Annotated in this window: 20 protein-coding genes and 2 rRNA genes; 13 read left to right on the top strand and 9 right to left on the bottom strand. The window is 44.2% G+C overall.

Annotated features, from left to right (window positions below):
- Positions 1–269 precede the first annotated feature (269 nt).
- The 3 genes from QUB51_RS10450 to QUB51_RS10440 all read left to right on the top strand — a co-directional run bounded on the left by QUB51_RS10450 (position 270) and on the right by QUB51_RS10440 (position 3,461).
- Positions 270–2,654 carry a hypothetical protein gene (locus tag QUB51_RS10450; protein WP_333259823.1) on the top strand — a complete coding sequence of 795 codons (2,385 nt, stop codon included), beginning with the start codon at positions 270–272 and terminating at the stop codon, positions 2,652–2,654.
- Between the two features lie 167 nt (positions 2,655–2,821).
- On the top strand, positions 2,822–3,049 hold the full coding sequence (locus QUB51_RS10445; protein WP_333259820.1) for a hypothetical protein: 228 nt from the start codon (positions 2,822–2,824) through the stop codon (positions 3,047–3,049).
- Position 3,050: 1 nt separating this feature from the next.
- Positions 3,051–3,461 carry a putative toxin-antitoxin system toxin component, PIN family gene (locus QUB51_RS10440; protein ID WP_333259817.1) on the top strand — a complete coding sequence of 137 codons (411 nt, stop codon included), beginning with the start codon at positions 3,051–3,053 and terminating at the stop codon, positions 3,459–3,461.
- 32 nt (positions 3,462–3,493) lie between these two features.
- On the opposite strand, the gene QUB51_RS10435 is transcribed toward QUB51_RS10440, so the two are convergent.
- The 6 genes from QUB51_RS10435 to sufR all read right to left on the bottom strand — a co-directional run bounded on the left by QUB51_RS10435 (position 3,494) and on the right by sufR (position 6,366).
- Positions 3,494–3,892: a transcriptional regulator gene (locus tag QUB51_RS10435; RefSeq protein WP_333259814.1), complete on the bottom strand. Its 399-nt coding sequence runs from the start codon at positions 3,890–3,892 to the stop codon at positions 3,494–3,496.
- Between the two features lie 52 nt (positions 3,893–3,944).
- Complete coding sequence (locus QUB51_RS10430; RefSeq protein ID WP_333207739.1) at positions 3,945–4,163, bottom strand: DUF2283 domain-containing protein; 219 nt, start codon at positions 4,161–4,163, stop codon at positions 3,945–3,947.
- A 155-nt stretch (positions 4,164–4,318) separates the two neighbouring features.
- Positions 4,319–4,435, bottom strand: a 5S ribosomal RNA gene (rrf, locus tag QUB51_RS10425).
- A 383-nt stretch (positions 4,436–4,818) separates the two neighbouring features.
- A 5S ribosomal RNA gene (gene rrf / locus QUB51_RS10420) occupies positions 4,819–4,935 on the bottom strand.
- A 208-nt stretch (positions 4,936–5,143) separates the two neighbouring features.
- Positions 5,144–5,551 (bottom strand): hypothetical protein, encoded by a 408-nt coding sequence (locus QUB51_RS10415; RefSeq protein ID WP_333160838.1) that lies wholly within the window; start codon positions 5,549–5,551, stop codon positions 5,144–5,146.
- A gap of 116 nt (positions 5,552–5,667) precedes the next feature.
- Complete coding sequence (sufR, locus tag QUB51_RS10410) at positions 5,668–6,366, bottom strand: iron-sulfur cluster biosynthesis transcriptional regulator SufR (RefSeq protein ID WP_333231597.1); 699 nt, start codon at positions 6,364–6,366, stop codon at positions 5,668–5,670.
- A gap of 187 nt (positions 6,367–6,553) precedes the next feature.
- Here sufR and sufB point away from each other — a divergent pair, with 187 nt between their 5' ends.
- The 5 genes from sufB (at position 6,554) to QUB51_RS10385 (ending at position 12,602) form a co-directional block, all read left to right on the top strand.
- On the top strand, positions 6,554–7,993 hold the full coding sequence (gene sufB / locus QUB51_RS10405; RefSeq protein ID WP_333231595.1) for a Fe-S cluster assembly protein SufB: 1,440 nt from the start codon (positions 6,554–6,556) through the stop codon (positions 7,991–7,993).
- Between the two features lie 281 nt (positions 7,994–8,274).
- Positions 8,275–9,066: a Fe-S cluster assembly ATPase SufC gene (sufC, locus tag QUB51_RS10400; protein WP_333051994.1), complete on the top strand. Its 792-nt coding sequence runs from the start codon at positions 8,275–8,277 to the stop codon at positions 9,064–9,066.
- Positions 9,063–10,406 carry a Fe-S cluster assembly protein SufD gene (gene sufD / locus QUB51_RS10395; RefSeq protein WP_333207743.1) on the top strand — a complete coding sequence of 448 codons (1,344 nt, stop codon included), beginning with the start codon at positions 9,063–9,065 and terminating at the stop codon, positions 10,404–10,406. Before sufC ends, sufD begins: the two co-directional genes overlap by 4 nt.
- Positions 10,407–10,572: 166 nt before the next feature.
- Positions 10,573–11,835, top strand: a complete 1,263-nt coding sequence (locus QUB51_RS10390; protein ID WP_333052000.1) for a SufS family cysteine desulfurase — start codon at positions 10,573–10,575, stop codon at positions 11,833–11,835.
- A gap of 134 nt (positions 11,836–11,969) precedes the next feature.
- Positions 11,970–12,602, top strand: coding sequence for a Uma2 family endonuclease (locus tag QUB51_RS10385; protein ID WP_333052003.1), 633 nt, complete (start codon positions 11,970–11,972; stop codon positions 12,600–12,602).
- A gap of 97 nt (positions 12,603–12,699) precedes the next feature.
- On the opposite strand, the gene QUB51_RS10380 is transcribed toward QUB51_RS10385, so the two are convergent.
- Positions 12,700–13,524: an NAD-dependent epimerase/dehydratase family protein gene (locus QUB51_RS10380; RefSeq protein WP_333207744.1), complete on the bottom strand. Its 825-nt coding sequence runs from the start codon at positions 13,522–13,524 to the stop codon at positions 12,700–12,702.
- A gap of 79 nt (positions 13,525–13,603) precedes the next feature.
- Here QUB51_RS10380 and QUB51_RS10375 point away from each other — a divergent pair, with 79 nt between their 5' ends.
- From QUB51_RS10375 to QUB51_RS10365, 3 genes are all read left to right on the top strand, one after another.
- Entirely contained in the window at positions 13,604–14,053 is a 450-nt protein-coding gene (locus QUB51_RS10375; protein ID WP_333207745.1) for a hypothetical protein, read from the top strand.
- 83 nt (positions 14,054–14,136) lie between these two features.
- Positions 14,137–15,324: an RNA-guided endonuclease TnpB family protein gene (locus QUB51_RS10370; RefSeq protein WP_333052010.1), complete on the top strand. Its 1,188-nt coding sequence runs from the start codon at positions 14,137–14,139 to the stop codon at positions 15,322–15,324.
- Positions 15,325–15,373: 49 nt separating this feature from the next.
- A complete protein-coding gene (locus QUB51_RS10365) occupies positions 15,374–15,838 on the top strand; it encodes a YkvA family protein (RefSeq protein WP_333052012.1) in 465 nt (154 codons plus the stop codon).
- A gap of 171 nt (positions 15,839–16,009) precedes the next feature.
- Here the strand turns inward: QUB51_RS10365 and QUB51_RS10360 are convergent, their stop codons facing one another.
- Together QUB51_RS10360 and QUB51_RS10355 are read right to left on the bottom strand one after the other, a co-directional pair.
- Positions 16,010–16,324: a zinc ribbon domain-containing protein gene (locus QUB51_RS10360; RefSeq protein ID WP_333052014.1), complete on the bottom strand. Its 315-nt coding sequence runs from the start codon at positions 16,322–16,324 to the stop codon at positions 16,010–16,012.
- A gap of 144 nt (positions 16,325–16,468) precedes the next feature.
- Positions 16,469–16,621: a hypothetical protein gene (locus QUB51_RS10355; RefSeq protein WP_333231591.1), complete on the bottom strand. Its 153-nt coding sequence runs from the start codon at positions 16,619–16,621 to the stop codon at positions 16,469–16,471.
- A gap of 72 nt (positions 16,622–16,693) precedes the next feature.
- On the opposite strand from QUB51_RS10355, the gene QUB51_RS10350 reads away from it, so the two are divergent.
- Both QUB51_RS10350 and QUB51_RS10345 read left to right on the top strand, forming a co-directional pair.
- Positions 16,694–17,275: a hypothetical protein gene (locus tag QUB51_RS10350; RefSeq protein WP_333052017.1), complete on the top strand. Its 582-nt coding sequence runs from the start codon at positions 16,694–16,696 to the stop codon at positions 17,273–17,275.
- Between the two features lie 230 nt (positions 17,276–17,505).
- Entirely contained in the window at positions 17,506–17,979 is a 474-nt protein-coding gene (locus QUB51_RS10345; protein WP_333259810.1) for a TspO/MBR family protein, read from the top strand.
- Positions 17,980–18,281: the final 302 nt, after the last annotated feature.

Genomic DNA, 18,281 nt, shown 5'->3' with positions numbered 1-18,281 from the left:
TTTGCTAAACAGGCGCAGTTTTGTAGTCAAGCACCTGTTGACAAAGTTGGGTGTCGGTGATTTAATAGAGTGAGTTTGCTTTGTCGCAAGGAAAATTGGCGCCAAAGAAACAAGCTCATCTGATTTATGAGCAAGCAGAGGCTTTGGGGTGGGCCACTAGGGCTAAGGGTAAGTTTGCTAGTAAATTTGGAAGTAACGAAATTGATAAATTAGAGTTCGGATTTGATTATTTCGCCTAAAAACTACATTCAAGCTACAAATACTCAGTTATGACTCACCTAAATATTTCTCCTCTCAACCGTCGCTCTTTTCTTAGTTATGTTGCTTTAGGTACTTTGGGTTTATTGACAAAAGACTTGCTTGATCCAGCTAGCGCTATGGCTGATAGCGAGGGATTAGGCAAAAATTTCTCTACCTTGGAGAACTATCATATTTTTGTTCCTTATACCACAGCTCGAGTAGGAGGAAAGCAAACTTTTACTTTGCGATCGGGAGAACCTTGCCCGGTGGAAATTCCCTCCAAAGCTCAAGATAGCCAAGAGATTACCATCAAAGGGCGCGGTCAAGACGGTAAAGATATTACTGTAGTTTTGCATACCTTATACGATAGACAACTCGGAATAAAAGAGGAAATTTATCAAGAAATTGACAAAAAGACGCAATTTGTCGAAGAAGCAAGCAAAGCGAAATGCAAATTTGTTTATGAGCAAGTTGAAGATGGTGAGTACATTGATGATCTGATCGCCTTGGATTTTCTGGATTATGTTATATATTCTTCCAAACTGGGCAGCCAAATTCAAGAGCGTTACCAAATCGCCAGTACCAATTCACGCCTGGTCGGAATTTGGCAAGCCATTGAATCGACATTGGCTCAATCTAAACTGACTGAGGCAGAGAAGAAACTAATCAGAGGAACTTTTGCATACGTCCGCGCCGGCGAACCTGTTCCTGACTTTAAAGCACTCACAGATATTGACTCAATCGTGGCAAGTTCGGCGCTGCCTTTAGAAATAAAACAGAGTTACTCTTTGTCCAGTGCCAATTCAAGAGGCTTAACAGTTGATTTTATTCTGGTCAAACAAATTAATGACAGCCAATTGAGTGCTGAACAAAAGCAAAATTACCAGTCAATATATCAGCAGGTGCGCGACGGCAAGAAAGTGGAAGATGCAGCAACTTTGAACTCGCTAGACTCCTTCATTAACAAAGCCAAAATCCCAGAAAATGCTAAAGCTGTTTACTCAATAGCAAGGAAACAAAATTTAGAGAATCAAATTGCTTCTGGTGAAAAAGCCGATGCTTTTGTCCAAACTGCTCAAGCATTTAAAGAGCAACTGACGGATGCTAAAGACAAAGGAGCAGCAATTGTTCCACAAGCTACGAGAATGTTGAGTACACTTGGAGCAGAAACAGCAACGGGTGTTAGTATTAGCAGTTTATCTGGGGCGGCTGCAACCAATGCGACTTTAGCTGTTTTAGGTGGTGGTTCTGTCGCGGCTGGTGGTTTAGGAATGCTGGGTGGTTTAGCAGTAGCAACAGGAGGAGCCGCGCTAATTGGAGCTGCAGGATTGCTGTCTATTGCGTTAGTCTCGGAAATGGACAGGGAAGACCAAAAAAATCTGGGAATTGCAATTGGTACAGGAACAGTCGCCGGTACTGCAACTATTTTAGCTGCTTGGACTGCTGCGAGTGCTTTGGGAGCAGCAGGTACATTGTCCGGTGCTGCTGCTATCACTGCTACCATCTCGACTATTGGTGGACTCAGTGTAATGACTGGCGGCGCTGCTCTCGTTGCATCAGGTACAGCATTTTTAATTTGGTCATTACTCAAAGGTGGAAAGAATCGCGATTCATCCGTGCTGCACCAATTAGAAACTCGAACCTACACCTATACTGAAAATATCATTGCGGATGATTTCGGAAAATTTTTACAAAAGAATGTAAGTCAAACAAATGGTATTAAAGATGGATTTTCTGCTCCTAATATTCCATTAGATAAACTATCCAAAGCGCTGTCTTCATGGCTATCTCTTGACTCTGGAGAAAAAGTAATTGCTTTGATAGACAACAGTGTTTTTAAGGATGCAAAAGAGGGGGTTGTATTTACAAACGCAAAAATGGCTTGGAAAATAATTCTTTCAGAAGCTGATGCCATTAACTATGAAAATTTAGCAAAATTTGTCAAGACGGAAAGCAAATTAACTTCACTGCTATCTGACGCGAAGCAGAAACAGGAGTTGTCTAAGTTGAAAAAGGTAGTAGATATTTTGTCAGACGAGAAATACTCTACCAATTTATCTAAGTTGCAAGAGTTAGTAACTATAGTGGGGAGTGACAAAAACTTATCGGATCTGGTTTCTAATGAGAAGTATAAAAACAAGTTGCCACAATTAAAATATGCAGTAGCTATTTTATCAGACGAGAAGTACAGTCAGAACTTGTCTAAGTTGAAAGATGTTGTAGATGTCTTATCTAATGAACCTGATTTAGTAAAATTTTTCTCGTCGCAATTAGTGTCACAGCTATCTGACAAAAACTATACCAATGACTTGTCTAGGTTAAAAGAGGTAGTAGATAGGTTTTTAACTGAATCTGACAAGGACAATTTCACTAAATTGCTTCGCCAAATTAGCCAAAAATATAGCACAGTTTAGGCAGCAACTTTTGCCCGCGATTGGGGCTATGAGGAAGGCGGAAGGCGATCGCCCACTCTTGACTGCTAAAATAAGGGCGATCGCTGGTTATGATTGTATTAAATGGTTCGATTCCCCCGCAATTCTAGCTTATTTGAAAACAGTCATTCAAACATCACATAACCATCATGCAAACCAAAACGATCGCAATTCGCGTTAATGCTGAAGTTGCTAAGATATTTGAGGCTGCTTCTGAAGAACAGCGTCGTAAATTAGAGGCATTACTTAGCCTGAAACTTAGTGATGCAATTCGACGCAAAAGACCCCTAGAGGAGGTAATGAGTGAGATTAGTCGGAATGCTCAAGCGCGAGGATTGACCCCAGAAATTTTGGATTCAATTCTTTTTGAGGAGTGAGATGCGCTACGTTTTTGATACAAATACAATCATCAGTGCGATTCTGTTTGATAACAGTAAACCCGATCGCGCCCTTCGATATGCTTTAGCAAACGGAGAGATATTACTATCACTTGAACTGCTAGAAGAATTGAATGAGGTATTGGGGCGCGAAAAATTTAATCGGTATGTCACAAGTGAAGAAAGGGAGGAATTTTTAGCCGCTTTGGTGGAAAGGGCAGTTCTAGTGGAGATAATTGACAATGTGCAAGAGTGTCGCGATCCAAAAGATGACAAGGTTTTGGAGTTGGCATTAAATGGAGAAGCGAACTATATCATCACTGGTGACAGGGATTTGCTCGTATTGCACCCATTTCGTGGTGTGGTAGTAATCACAGCAGACGAGTTTTTGAAGACGATCGAATCTGAGTAGTTTTGATTTGGGATACGAGTTACCGATCGCCCTTAAAGAAAAAAACTAATATCAACTTGGAAAAAATCAGCTAATTTCCTAGCTTCATCTATTTCGATATCCCTTCCACTAACAAAAACTTTCTCAACCTCTGTTTCCGTTCCCAAAACAGGAATCAGATCGGATTTGTCCAAATCCCTCGCATCCATTAAATGTTGCAACATTGAAGCAGCATTACCTGCAGGAATTGGATAATTTTCAGATTCAAATTTTTCAATCAGCGTTATCAAAAGCTCCAGAAATAGCTCTTCCTCCAGCGATCGCATAGGGGCGTGTTCCAGTTCGCAAGCGAGAGCGATCGCGGCCTCGTTTTCTGCTTCATTTGCGATCGGTTTTGGTTGATAGCGAACAAGTAAATCTGTATAAGATTTTGCATCAAAAGTACGGATCATTTTTCCACACATCCTTACTTATCTTTACACAGGTAGCGATTGATTTCCCTATTTAAGCTACAGTAAAAGCTATATTTTCTAGCACTACATTAGGTACATTTCCACTACCTAAAACCTGTGTAGCATCTAAAACTTCTATCCCTACCAATAACTCATTTTCCCCAATATTTAAAGCAATTTCGTCAGTTAACTCTAAAGTGCGACACTGATGCTTACCTTCTACAAGTCTAATATAGAGAGCATCAATTTCGGAATCATAACTAATCTTCATAAATTTTTACCTCTTATTATTCAGTCCGCGTCGGCCGACTTCGTTTGTTTAGTAGCGGTTTCAACCGCTAAGCCATAAAGAGAATGACTAATAACTCACCAAAAAACTAAAGCCCTTTTCCGTTGTTGCGGGAAAAGAGCTTTAATTTATTATTAACCTGGCACTGAGCTATTTTACCGGGCAGTGACCCGCCGAGTATCTTCGCCATAGCAACGTTTAACAACCGAGTTCGGGATGGATCGGAGTGGTTCCATTACATCATAAGCACCAGGAAAGCTTTGAAAACTTTTAATCCTGTGTCTGCATTAAGCTTGATGCGCTGCATCTCTTTTGCTCGACTTAATTACCTTATCAAGTTTTCCCTAGGCTGTCAACCCCTTTGTCAAAACTTTTTTTCGATCGCCCGAAACCGCCCCCAATAGCCGAGCTTCTGTCGCAATTTGCCTCAAAGACCGCAAAGACGCCACCACCCTATTCGTAAAAAAGTGTTCAAAACTCGCATCAAGTTCGATCGACCCAAAATCTGTTCCTGGCCCAGAATATTGAGATTTCTACAAAGGGCGCAAGACTTGCTGTGGTGTAGATGAGTAATAACTCACCAAAAAACTAAAGCCCTTTTCCGTTGTTGCGGGAAAAGAGCTTTAATTTATTATTAACCTGGCACTGAGCTATTTTACCGGGCAGTGACCCGCCGAGTATCTTCGCCATAGCAACGTTTAACAACCGAGTTCGGGATGGATCGGAGTGGTTCCATTACATCATAAGCACCAGGAAAGCTTTGAAAACTTTTAATCCTGTGTCTGCGTTTAGCTTAATGTTAAGCTTGATGCGCTGCATCTCTTTCGCTCGACTTAATTACCTTATCAAGTTTTCCTTTGTCTGTCAACCCCAAAGTCAAAACTTTTTTTTGATCCCCCGAAACCGCCCCCAATAGCCGAGTTTGACGTATTATTTGCCAGATGGGCCGATCGACCTTTAACTCACAAGTCCAAAAAAGCCGCCTCAGTTCCCTGTTCTCTGCGAATCTTCCCGTCCTTCACAAACCACGCCACGACCTGCTTAACTGTTAATTGTTCGATCGGGCTTTCAGATTCTGTCGCAATTTGCCTCAAAGGCCGCAAAGACGCCACCACCAAATTCGTAAAAAAGTTTTCAAAACTAGCATCAAGTTCGATCGACCCTTTAATACTCTCATCATTCTTAATCCAATCCATCACCTGCCCATTAGTCACCTCAGCCACCGGCTTCCCAGTCTCCCCAGCAATTTGCTTGAGCACCCTCAAAGCATAAATTGCCACCCGCGCCGAAAACTTTTCCTTCGACGACAGCAGCGCCATATCAACTTCCGCACACTCTTCCGGCTTTAAAAAATCTGCTAGCGGTTCCATATATTAAAAATTAGTAATTGCTAATCGGTCATCGGTAATCGGTAATCCCTGATATCCGTGACATCGGTTACACTCATCCGTTGTCGAACTTCCATGCGTGACATCCGTTAAATCCGTTACAAAATCCGTTGCCGAACTTCTTCCTTCCTCCTTGCAATCAAATAACCGCAGCGGTGTTCCCCATCAATAATCCAGTGAGTTCGCTCCACAATACAATCCGGCAAAACCGCCGCAAACATTTCCAACTCATTGCCACAAACACTCGGAAAAGTTTCAGCAACATTAGAAATCGCGCAATTGTGTTCCATCAACACAAATCGATCGCCCAAACCAGCGCGATCGCCGATCCCAACCTCTACAGATTCTACAGGATAACACTCAGCCATATAACCTTCAGCCCTGCGAAGTTCCATTAGCTTAGTCACCCTCTCTTGCAGCGAACCCGCACCCACCAGCCGCCGATACTCCGTCGCCTTGCGCTGCCACTGTTTTTGCAAGATAGTAATCACTTGCTCGCGGCCGACGGTTTCCGCCAACGTATCCAGGAAAGAGACAGCAAAATCACCATAACGATTCGGGAATCGATCGCGCCCCAGACTGGTAAGCTCATAAATGTGCTGCGGCCGCCCCATCCCAGCCTGAACCGACTGATACTGAATCAGCCCCTCCGCTTCCAAATCCTTCAAGTGACGGCGAATCGCCTGCGGACTGATATCCAAAGACTCCGCCAACTCAAGAGCCGTCCCCTGCCCCCCCTTGAGCAAATATTGCAGGATGTCTTGTTTCGTGGAAGTCTGCTGAGTAGTCTCCATCATCTTCACAAAAAATTATTAATTTGACTTTGACAATATCACTGTTGTTAATGTAGCTTAAAATATACTAAAGCAACAAATCTGTTGTTTAACTTCCTTGCAGCAGCCCCCAGAACTCGCCGGGCCCCCGACAGTTCCGCGTCTGCCATCTTTGAGAGACATATCCAGAACACTCGAAAGCGCAAAATTAATGAGCTCTACAGTCACAACCCTAGTCAACCAGCCGTATAAATACGGTTTCGTCACCGACATCGAGTCAGACACCATCCCCCGCGGCTTGAGCGAAGATGTAGTCCGCCTGATTTCCGCCAAGAAAAACGAACCGGAATTCATGCTGCAATTCCGCCTCAAAGCATACCGGAAGTGGCTGACAATGACCGAGCCCACCTGGCCCCACGTCAACTATCCCGCGATCGACTACCAACAAATTATCTACTATTCCGCCCCCAAACAAAAGCCCAAAAAGCTCAACAGTTTGGACGAAGTAGACCCGACACTCCTAGAAACCTTCGAGAAACTAGGCATTCCCCTCTCCGAACAAAAACGGCTGGGAAATGTCGCCGTCGATGCCGTTTTCGACAGCGTTTCAATTGCCACAACATTTAGAGAAAAGTTAGCCAAAGATGGCGTTATTTTCTGTTCCATCTCAGAAGCCGTCAAAGATTATCCCGAATTAATAGAAAAATATCTCGGCAGCGTCGTACCAGTCGGCGACAACTTTTTCGCAGCCCTCAACTCCGCCGTATTCAGCGACGGTTCCTTTGTTTACATTCCCAAAGGCGTCAAATGCCCAATGGAATTGTCAACCTATTTCCGCATCAACAACGGAGATTCCGGCCAGTTCGAGCGCACCCTAATTGTTGCAGAAGAAAACAGTTCTGTGTCTTACCTAGAAGGCTGCACCGCGCCGATGTTTGACACCAATCAACTGCACGCCGCCGTAGTCGAATTGGTAACAATGGACAATGCCGATATCAAATACTCCACAGTGCAAAACTGGTACGCTGGCGATGCCAACGGCAAAGGCGGCATTTACAACTTCGTGACGAAACGGGGTTTGTGTCAAGGAGTCAATTCTAAGATTTCTTGGACACAAGTAGAAACCGGTTCAGCGATTACTTGGAAATATCCCAGTTGCGTGTTAGTCGGCGACAACTCGGTGGGCGAATTCTACTCAGTAGCGCTGACAAATAACAAGCAGCAAGCTGACACCGGCACCAAAATGATCCACGTGGGAAAAAACACTCGCAGCACGATTATTTCTAAGGGAATTTCTGCCGGAAATTCATCCAACAGCTATCGCGGCTTAGTGAAAATGGGGCCTAACTCTAAAGGCTCTCGCAATTACTCTCAGTGCGATTCCATGCTGATTGGCGACAACGCTCAAGCGAATACTTTCCCTTATATTCAAGTGCAGAACCACACTGCTAAAGTCGAACACGAAGCTTCTACTTCTAAGATTGGGGAAGAGCAATTGTTCTTCTTCGCACAGCGGGGAATTTCCGCAGAAAATGCTATTTCGATGATGATTAGCGGTTTCTGTAAAGATGTTTTCAATCAGTTACCGATGGAATTTGCGGCGGAAGCTGATAAGCTGTTGAGTCTGAAACTCGAAGGAAGTGTCGGATAATTTTCGCGGCCGATAAACCCTTCCAGGCCGAGTCCATCGGTGACAACTTAAGCTCCCCGTCCGCCAGGGAATGAATTCCCTGGCTAATAGCTAAAGTCCTCTAAAGAGGACTAATGAGTTTAAAAGTTTTCTTCTCAGTCCTCATAGCGAGGACTTTAGCTTTGAGACAGGGAATTCATTCCCTGGCGGACTATCGGTTTAACGTTAAATTGTCACCAATGGGTACAGGCTAGCAACGAGAAAAAAACTGTAAAGTGCATTGAGGAAAAGGACAAAAATAGATGATTGTTGAAAATAGTCAAGTGGTGCTATCCGTCCGCGATTTAACTGCGAATGTGGAAGATACCCAAATCCTGAAGGGTTTGAATCTGGAAATTAAATCGGGTGAAATTCACGCGATTATGGGCCCGAACGGTTCGGGGAAAAGCACTTTATCCAAGATATTGGCGGGTCATCCTGCTTATACGGTAACGGGCGGAGAAGTTACTTTTCTCGGTCAAAATTTGCTGGAATTAGCGCCGGAAGAACGCTCTTTGGCTGGCGTGTTCCTCGCTTTCCAATATCCTTTGGAAATTCCCGGTGTTAGTAATCTGGATTTCTTGCGCGTGGCTTACAATGCTCACCGCAAACATCGCGGCTTGGAAGAATTAGATGCTTTTGATTTCCAAGATTTAATCGAGGACAAGCTGGATATTGTCAAGATGAATGATTCTTTTTTAGGCCGCAGTGTTAATGAGGGTTTTTCCGGCGGCGAGAAAAAGCGGAATGAAATTTTGCAAATGGCGCTGTTGGAACCGAAGTTAGCTATTTTGGATGAGACTGATTCGGGTTTGGATATCGATGCTCTCAAGATTGTCGCCGGCGGTGTGAATCAGTTGTCAACTGCTGAGAATTCGATGTTGGTGATTACTCACTATCAGCGGTTGCTGAATTACATTATTCCTGATTTTATTCACGTCATGGAAGCCGGTAGAATTATCTTGACTGGCCCGAAAGAGTTGGCGCTCGAATTGGAAGAGCGCGGTTATGACTGGGTTGTGGAAGAGGAAGCAGCAGGAGTGGGCGCGCGATGATGAATACGCAAGTTGCTAGTAGGGAAATGTTTTTGACTGATTTGGTGAATCAGTGCGGCAAGTTGGGCGCAGCTAATAAGGAAAGTTCTGCTTACGGGTTGCAGGATTTGCGGGATGCGGCGACTGAATACGTGCTTTCTTCGACTTTTCCGACGGTGAAGGATGAAGAATGGCGCTTTACTGATTTGTCGTCGGTGTTGCAAATTCCTTTTCATATACCCCAGAGCAATCAGTCAAAAGTTAAGCTGGCTGATATCATTATGCCAGTGAAAAACAAGGCAGATTTACCATTAAGATTGGTGTTTGTCAACGGGTTTTATGCGCCGGATTTGTCAACGGTGGAGTCGTCGGTTTTTCCGAATTTGCCGATCGACTTTTACGCAGGTAATCTATCCAATGTACCCGAAAAATATCAAGGGCGCATCAGCGATGTTTTGAGCAAGCACAGACAGCAAACCGAGGTTTTTACCGCGCTGAATACTGCGGGTTTGGCGGATTCTGCGGTGGTGTTCGTGCCGGCCAATATGTCGATCGAACTTCCGATTCACTTGCTGTTCCTGACAGCGCCCGGTGCATCTGGCACGATGTCCCAGCCGCACTGCTTGGTCATAGCTGAGCCTGGAAGCAATGTCACGCTAGTTGAGGATTACGCAACTATCGGTAATGTACCAGCGTTTACTAATGCTGTAACGGATGTTATTGTCGGCGAAAACGCCACTGTGAATCACGTTCGGCTGCAGCGGGAAGGTGGAGAAGTTGTTCATATCGGCAAAAGTGCGATCGAACAATCTCGAAATAGCCGTTATACTTGTCATGCTATCAGCTTGGGAGGCAAAATATCGCGCCACAATTTAGAAGTTTTTCAGCGCGGCGAAGCCACCGAAACAACTTTAAACGGCTTAACCGTAGCCTTTGGCGAACAGTTATCAGACACTCACAGTGTAATCGATTTCAATCACCCCCACGGTACAAGCCGCCAATTGCACAAGTGCATTATTGGCAACAAAGCTCGCGCTGTATTTAACGGCAAAGTTTTCGTTCGCAAAGCCGCCCAATTGACAGATGCCGGACAATTGAGCCGGAATTTGTTGCTGTCGCCGAGAGCTCGCGTAGATACCAAACCGCAGTTGGAAATTGTCGCCGACAACGTTAAATGTTCCCACGGTGCAACTGTCAGTCAATTAGAAGATGATGAACTTTTCTACTTGCAAAGTCGCGGTTTGGATTTAGAAAGAAGTCGCTATTTGCTAATCGATGCTTTTGCGGCGGAAATGCTCAATCAATTACCGATTCTTGGAGTGGCGAAAATGCTTTCTACCTGCGTGGCCGTCCAAGGATAACTCATAAATATGAGGACACAGAGGACACAGCAGTGCTGTGTCCCTACAACATCTTGCACCATTTTTAACAGCCTGTAGGGGCGGGTTTCACGAATAATAATTGCCTCAAACCAACAATCTCGTAAACCCGCCCCCACCCAACGACAAATCACTAACTTCAAAAAATATGACACTTATTCAAGAAAAAACACTTGCCTCAAAAGTTCGCGGCGACTTCCCAATTTTGAATGAAAAAGTTAACGGTAAACCGCTAGTTTATTTAGACAATGCAGCTACTTCTCAAAAACCCCTAGCTGTGCTCAACGCTTGGCGTGATTACTACGGACAATACAATGCAAACGTCCACCGGGGTGCTCACACTCTCAGCGCCAAAGCGACTGATGCTTACGAAGGTGCTAGAGACAAAGTTGCGGCGTTTGTAAATGCGGCGTCGCGGCAAGAAATTGTTTACACTCGCAACGCTACCGAAGCGATTAATTTGGTCGCTTATTCTTGGGGTTTGAGCAATCTGCAAGCCGGAGATGAAATTATCCTGTCGGTGATGGAACACCACAGCAATCTCGTTCCCTGGCAAATGATGGCTCAAAGAACCGGTGCGGTGCTGAAGTTTGTCGAGTTAACGGAAACTAACGAGTTTGATTTGGAACAGTTTAAAACGCTGATTTCCCATAAAACTAAATTGGTGTCAACCGTTCACGTTTCTAATACTTTGGGCTGCATCAGTCCAGTCAAAGAAATCTGCAAAATTGCCCACAGTTTCGGCGCAAGAGTTTTAATAGATGCTTGCCAAAGCGTGCCGCACATGATAGTAGACGTGCAAGCAATAGATTGCGATTGGCTGGTTGCTTCAGGTCACAAAATGTGCGCTCCGACTGGCATCGGTTTTCTGTACGGTAAACTGGACTTGCTGAGAGAAATGCCTCCGTTTTTCGGCGGCGGCGAGATGATTGCTGACGTGTTTCTAGATTATTCCACCTATGCCGATTTGCCGCACAAATTTGAGGCCGGCACGCCTGCAATCGGAGAGGCGATCGCCCTCGGTGCAGCAATCGATTATCTTAGTAACATTGGCATGGATAAGATTCACGCTTGCGAAGCAGAATTGAATGCTTATATGTTCCAACAATTGCGGCAAATTCCCGAAATCAAAATTTACGGGCCACAACCAGACAGCAACGGTGAAGGTAGGGCTGCATTAGCGGCATTTACAGCCGGAGAAATTCACCCTCAAGACTTGTCTACCATGTTAGATCAGGAGGGAGTCGCGATTCGTTCCGGGCATCACTGCACGCAAGCTTTGCACCGCTATTTGAACGTTTCATCTACGGCGCGGGCGAGTTTGTATTTTTACAATACTCGCGAGGAGATTGATGTGTTTGTGAAAGCGTTGAAAGAGACGATCGACTTTTTTGGTGGGATTATGGGGTAAGTTAATTAGTGATTGAAATGGCTTTTTTTTGAACCGCAGATGTCGGCGGTTCAAAAAAACAACCCCCTTTTTCATAGTATCTGGGCCTGTGGTAAAATAAAACTAGAGTTTTCTCAGCTCAAGGAGATTTTGAGATGATTGCTACTACTTCAAGTTTAGCCGAACAGAGAACACTGCTAGAAAACATTAGCTGGTCAACCTTTGAAACGTTGCTCAAAGAAATAGGCGATCGCCGAGGTTATCGCATAGCTTATGATAACGGGATGTTGGAAATTATGAGTCCTTTATACGAACATGAAAATCCCAAGATTCAGTCCGATCGCTTCATTTTCATTTTAGCAGAAGAACTCGGCATTGAAATCAAAAGTGCTGGCTCAATGACTCTCAAGCAAGAACAGGCTAAAAAGGGTATAGAACCTGACAATTGTTATTATATTCAAAGTGAACCAGCAGTCAGAGGCAGGCAAGAACTAGACTTAGAAACTGCCCCACCGCCCGACTTGGCAATTGAAATAGATATTACCAGCAGTTCAATTAATAAGTCAGGAATTTACTCGGCACTTGGCGTACCCGAACTCTGGAGATATAACGGGCGAGTTTTAAAATTTTATCAGTTAGCTTCCGAGGAGTATGTTGAATGCAATTTCAGTATTGCTTTTCCCTTTTTATCATCAACAGAAATGAGTAGGTTTTTTGAGCAGACTAAAACAATGGGAGAAATTGCATTACTGAAATCATTTAGAATTTGGGTTAGGGAAAAAATCTAAAGCGGTGAATATCGCCCTTTCGTCCATCCGCGTTCATTGTGGCACGGGCGTCCCGCCTGTGAAAAAGATGCGGTTTAACAAAAGAGCGATCGCCCAACTAAAACTCCCTAATTTCAGGATAAACAAACTGATAACCCGCCGCCTTAATCTTTTGATTCGACACGCTAGCATTATAAGGCCGCACGCTAGGACTTCCATCCCAAGAAACTTTAGGCAGATTGTGAGTTTCAAAAATGCGATCGAGCAATTCGCCACTGGATAGCGACACATCCCCGACTAAATTGTAAATTCCCTGCAATCGATTTTCCAAAGCAAACGTTAACCCCCCAACAATATCATCTCGATGCACCCAATTAGTAGCATCTTCCCCCCTACCGGGACGAGTGCTCCCAGCCCAGCCTCTAAAGATTTTAACTAATTCTCGCCCTGGCCCATAAATTCCTCCCAAACGGAGAATGCAGACTTGAAGATTGGGACTAGATGCTGCTAATAAAACCTGTTCTGTTTCTGCGAGAATTTCACCGTTTGGATTAGCAGGCGCGACGGGGGATTCTTCATTTACCAATTCACCTTGGCGATCGCCATACACAGAATAAGTACCCGTATAAATAACCTGCTTGACTGTCGGTATCTGCTGTAAAACCGCTACTAAAGTTGTCGCCGTATCTAAATAACTTTCCCGATAAGCATGAGGATTTGGAGCACCTACGCACAGCATAACAGCATCTTGTTCTTGCAGTACAGCCCTCATTGCATCTTTGTCATTTCCTTTGAGCACGGCTACCCGCTGCGCGACACCCTCCAACTCAACTACTCGCGTCGCCGTGGTAGTTGTCGCCGTCACGGTACAATCAGATTTGCCACGTAAATGTTTGGCTGTCGCAGTACCCACATAGCCGCAGCCGACGATCGCAACTTTCATAAAAAATCCTCCATTGTTTCATGCTGTCTAAAATTATTGCCGGTTTCTGAAATCATGGCGCGCTGAGTTTTGTGGTAAAATGCAAAGCATCGTTATCAATCGGAGTAGCATCATGTCCGAGAGAGATATTTTTGCCACCTCCTCAGAAAGCGAACTTTTAGCTTTTTATGGTTCTTTGTTTGCGATCGCAGCCGCCGATGGTTCCGTTGATATTGACGAACTAGATTTGTTGTTTAAAACCATAAATTTAGACAAATTTTCTGACTCTGCAAAAACTCAAATCCAATCCTACACAGCCAGTCCCCCATCACTGGGCGACTGTTTGCAAACACTCAGCCATTCACAACAACCGCTGCGTTTGGGAGTCATGTATTTTTTAATTAACATTGCTGGCGCAAATAAGACGCTGCATCCGGCAGAAAGCGAGGCGATCCAATCCGCAAAAAAACTGCTGGCGGTTTCCGACTTGCAAATCCAAGCCATGCAGGAATTCATCAAGGAAAATGGGTCTGAAACCCCGTCCTTGTAGGACGGCTTTACATAGATATTTGTTAAGACGTACTATTTCACATAAGACGTGCTATTATGTAAAGCAGCACATTTAAGGTAAATATGACATTAAAAGCCTTCAGCTACCGATTCTACCCAACGCCAGAACAAGAAAGTTTGTTGCGACGTACTTTGGGTTGCGCCCGTTTAGTCTACAACCGTGCTTTAGCAGTAAGAACTGAAGCTTGGTACACAGAACAGAAACGGGTAGGGTATGCTGAGACTTCTTCAATGTTAACCGAATGGAAGAAAACTGAAGAACTAGATTTTCTTAACGAAGTTAGCTGCGTGCCATTGCAACAATGCTTGAGACATTTACAAGCGGCTTATACCAACTTTTTTGATGGACGGGCAAAATATCCTAACTTCAAAAAGAAACGCAATGGTGGTAGTGCAGAATTCACTAAGTCAGCGTTCAAATTTAGGGATGCACAAGTCTACCTAGCAAAAAGCACCCAAGCATTGCCAATTCGCTGGAGCCGGACATTACCTAATGGTGCGACACCATCAACTATTACAGTAAAGCTTGCACCATCAGGCAGGTGGTCAGTTTCTCTGCTGGTAGATGTTGAAATTGAAAAGTTACCCAAAACAGGTGATCAAGTCGGTATTGACTTGGGAATTACAAGCTTGCTTGCTTTAAGCACTGGTGAAAAGATTGCCAATCCCAAAGGATTTAAGACAAAGTATCGCAAGCTCAGAAGAGCGCAGAAAGCTTTAATCCGTAAGCAAAAGGGATCAAATAACCGTTACAAAGCACGGCTCAAAGTAGCGAAAGTGCATCAACAAATTACTGATGCAAGAAAAGACTATCTTCACAAGTTAACGACGCGGTTGGTGCGTGAAAACCAAACCATCGCCGTAGAAGACTTAGCTGTGAAGAATATGATTAAAAACCCCAAACTTGCCGCTTCTATAAGTGATGCAAGTTGGGGCGAATTGGTCAGACAACTTGACTACAAGTGTGATTGGTATGGTCGCACTTTAGTTAAGATTGACCGCTGGTTTCCGAGTTCTAAACGATGTGGAAATTGCGGACACATCGTTGACAAGTTGCCGTTGAATATTCGGGAATGGGATTGTCCTAGTTGTGGGACGCACCATGATCGTGATATCAATGCGGCGAAGAACATTTTGGCGGCAGGGCTTGCCGTTTCAGTCTGTGGAGCGACTGTAAGACCCCAACAGAGTAAATCTGTTAAGGCTGGTGCGAAACTCCCTAGGGGACAGAAGCAGAAACCTAAGTCGTGAGTCTTAGGAATCCTCGCCCTTATAGGGCGGGGTGGATGTCAACGCAGACATGAAACAAATACGGGAGGCCGCGCCCAATAAAAATCAGGTTTCAGCATCTTTCAATTCTGCTGTTTACCAGCTTAAAACTAAGGGCATTCCTCTCGATGTGATCGACCGAAGAGAAACCACAACACACCTCAGCAACCCCCAAATTAACTATTCAGATGAAAGTTTTTGGGCTAAACTTAAAAACTTTGCTTTAACCGCAGGAAGAGAAGTAGTTGAAAAAGCTTTGATTCTCTACTATACGGCTCAAAACCCAAACGTGCCTGCTTGGGCAAAAGGAGTTGTAGTTGGAGCTTTGACCTATTTTATATCTCCTGTCGATGCGATTCCCGATATATTAGTCGGCATCGGATTTACCGATGATTTAGGAGTATTGCTGGCGGCAATAGCTACTGTTTCAGTATACATTAATGCTGATACTAAAGAACAAGCAAAACAAAAAATGAAAGATTGGTTTGGCAAATAATATTAGAAGTCAGTAGTCAGTAGTCAGTAGTCAGTAGTCAGTAGTCAGTAGTCAGTAGTCAGTAGTCAGTAGTCAGTAGTCAGTAGTCAGTAGTCATTAGTCATTAGTCATTAGGAATAATTACCAATTACCAATTACCAATTACCGATTACCAATTACCAATTACCGAGTTCAGTCTTTAATCGGCTTACCATCTCGATTGACAATACGGCTTTCACCATCCTTAGCCGTGACATTTTCATAAACCCCTTCATCCCGCTTCACGTACTTGCTGAACCCCTGATTTTTATAATCGGTGTCGGATGTCGGCTTCATCAACCTCGGAGCGCTCAGCAGTCGGCGTACCGGCGCATCTGCGGGAGTCTCCCCGGGTTCGCGCTTCGCCAACTCGCACAGTTGGCCCCAAGTCGAAACTTCCAGGTTCATGCTGTGCCAAACTTCTAACTGCTGGTTGTTTTCGGGACACAAATAATCGTATACAGGCATACTAAGAATCTCGTTTGCAACTACTAAAATTACTAATTGCACGGTTATTGAGAATATTATAGCTCAACATTACTAATAATTCAACCCTAAAAATTAAACTTTACTATTTTTAACGGTTGTTGAAACCATAAATCAGCTATATTATTAACCCTGTGTGCTTGCTCCCGGATGCGATCGAGACAAAGCCCAAAAGTACGCTACCCTGAAATCCTCTGACTCGATCGCACGATCGCACGATCGACGGCTAGCAAATGCCCGCAAGACTTCCGTGAATGCCGTCAAAGGATCGATCATCATTTTCAGACTGTACGCAAATCACAGATTCTAAGTTTCAAATTTATTTATTTACTCACCACCGAGGATTTACCGATGAGCGATTTCAAAGTTACGCCAGAAGTAGAGCTGAACACAGCTCAAATGTTGGAGCGATACCAACTGCAAGATGAGACAACTCTGCGGCGTTGGGCAAAACTGCACGGCATCAACAGCACCCGTGGTTTCTTCTATCCCAGTGAAGTAGATTTGATGGATCACGCTCACCACCATCTCTACAATTTGGGAATGAGCATTGCTGAGTACCAAAGTCTTTTAGACCGACGCCGCACCAATTCCCAGACACCGGGCGACCAAAATAAAACAGTAGCAAGTCAAGTTGCTGACGAAGCATACGATGCTATAGAAACGCTGACCGATCAGTATGCTGAAGCTATTGATTTAATGGGAGAACGTATAGCAGACCATTTCATCGATGAACTCGATTTATCTGTGATGCGGCACCTTTCTAAAAAAGTGCAAGACCGCCGCACTCTCAACGGTCAAACCAAAAAGCCTAACCGTTTTCTCCAAGTGATTAAAGCCGTGTTGCAACCGAGCAGCGAAAATACGCTTCTGGTTCCCAAAAAAGATGAGGACTCTAGTTTAGAATTAGAACAGCATCACCGACTCGGCTAGCCGCCGATTTCGTTGAAAGACTAAGCGTTACTTATAGCGGTAAGGTGCGCCTAGCGCACCCTACATAATTAGGTTCTGCCTCCAGGACTGTAAAGGCAATAAATTTACTCTTTTCAAGTGTCCGTTACCTGTGAATTATAAATTTAAGACTGGATGCAGATATATTTTGCGCTGGAATTACCTAAAATATATGTTTGATCTAAGCCGTAAATCTAGCCCAAGGTAAAAAAATGATTAAATCCTGGATGGTAATTGGAGGCGTCGCCTTTGTAGTAGCTTTAGCAGCTAACATAATCGCGCCCAGCGACATCCAATGGTTCAACCGCTTGCAGCGTCCGAGATGGCTAGTATTTGAAAAAGCAATTCCCCTAATTTGGACAGTAATTTTTATTTGTGCAGCTTGGTCAGCAGTGATAGTGTGGGAAAAACAACCAGGAACTCAGGAGACTTGGCTGAGAATGGGTTTGTACCTGCTTTTAGAAATAGTAACTATGTCTTACACCTCGGTTATGTGCAAAGTTAGGAGCCTAAAAGTCGGCACAATAATCGGCGGAACGGGCGCTATTTTAAGCGTAATCCTAGCTTTAACAGTGTTGCCAGTTTCCGAGCCAGCCGCCCTGTTATTGCTGCCTTACATACTTTGGAGTCCGATCGGCACTTACACCACTTGGGCAATGATGCACCTAAATCCGGCGGATGTTTAATTGATCTAAAATTACAGGTAATTGGTAATTGATCATTGGGAAAAAGGTAATTGCTAAGATGTACCTCACCCAATAGAAAACTGCTATAGCAAGCCTCGTATCAATTGTGAAGTCTTTCTCTTGTCTCTCTTCTCTTCCTTTTCTTCCTACCCTACCCTTCGGGAACCCCTGCGGGGAACGGGAACGGCTTCGCCGAACGCGCCCTTTGCGTCTTCGCGGTTCGTTAAATAGAGATTCTCTGAGTTTTATCGCGTGGTGGGGGTGGCTTTATTTAATTTGTTGACAATGTGAGTATGATTCGT

The organism is Microcoleus sp. AT8-A3 (assembly GCF_036705675.1).
Lineage (GTDB): Bacteria > Cyanobacteriota > Cyanobacteriia > Cyanobacteriales > Microcoleaceae > Microcoleus.
This window is presented reverse-complemented; position numbering and strand designations above follow the sequence as displayed.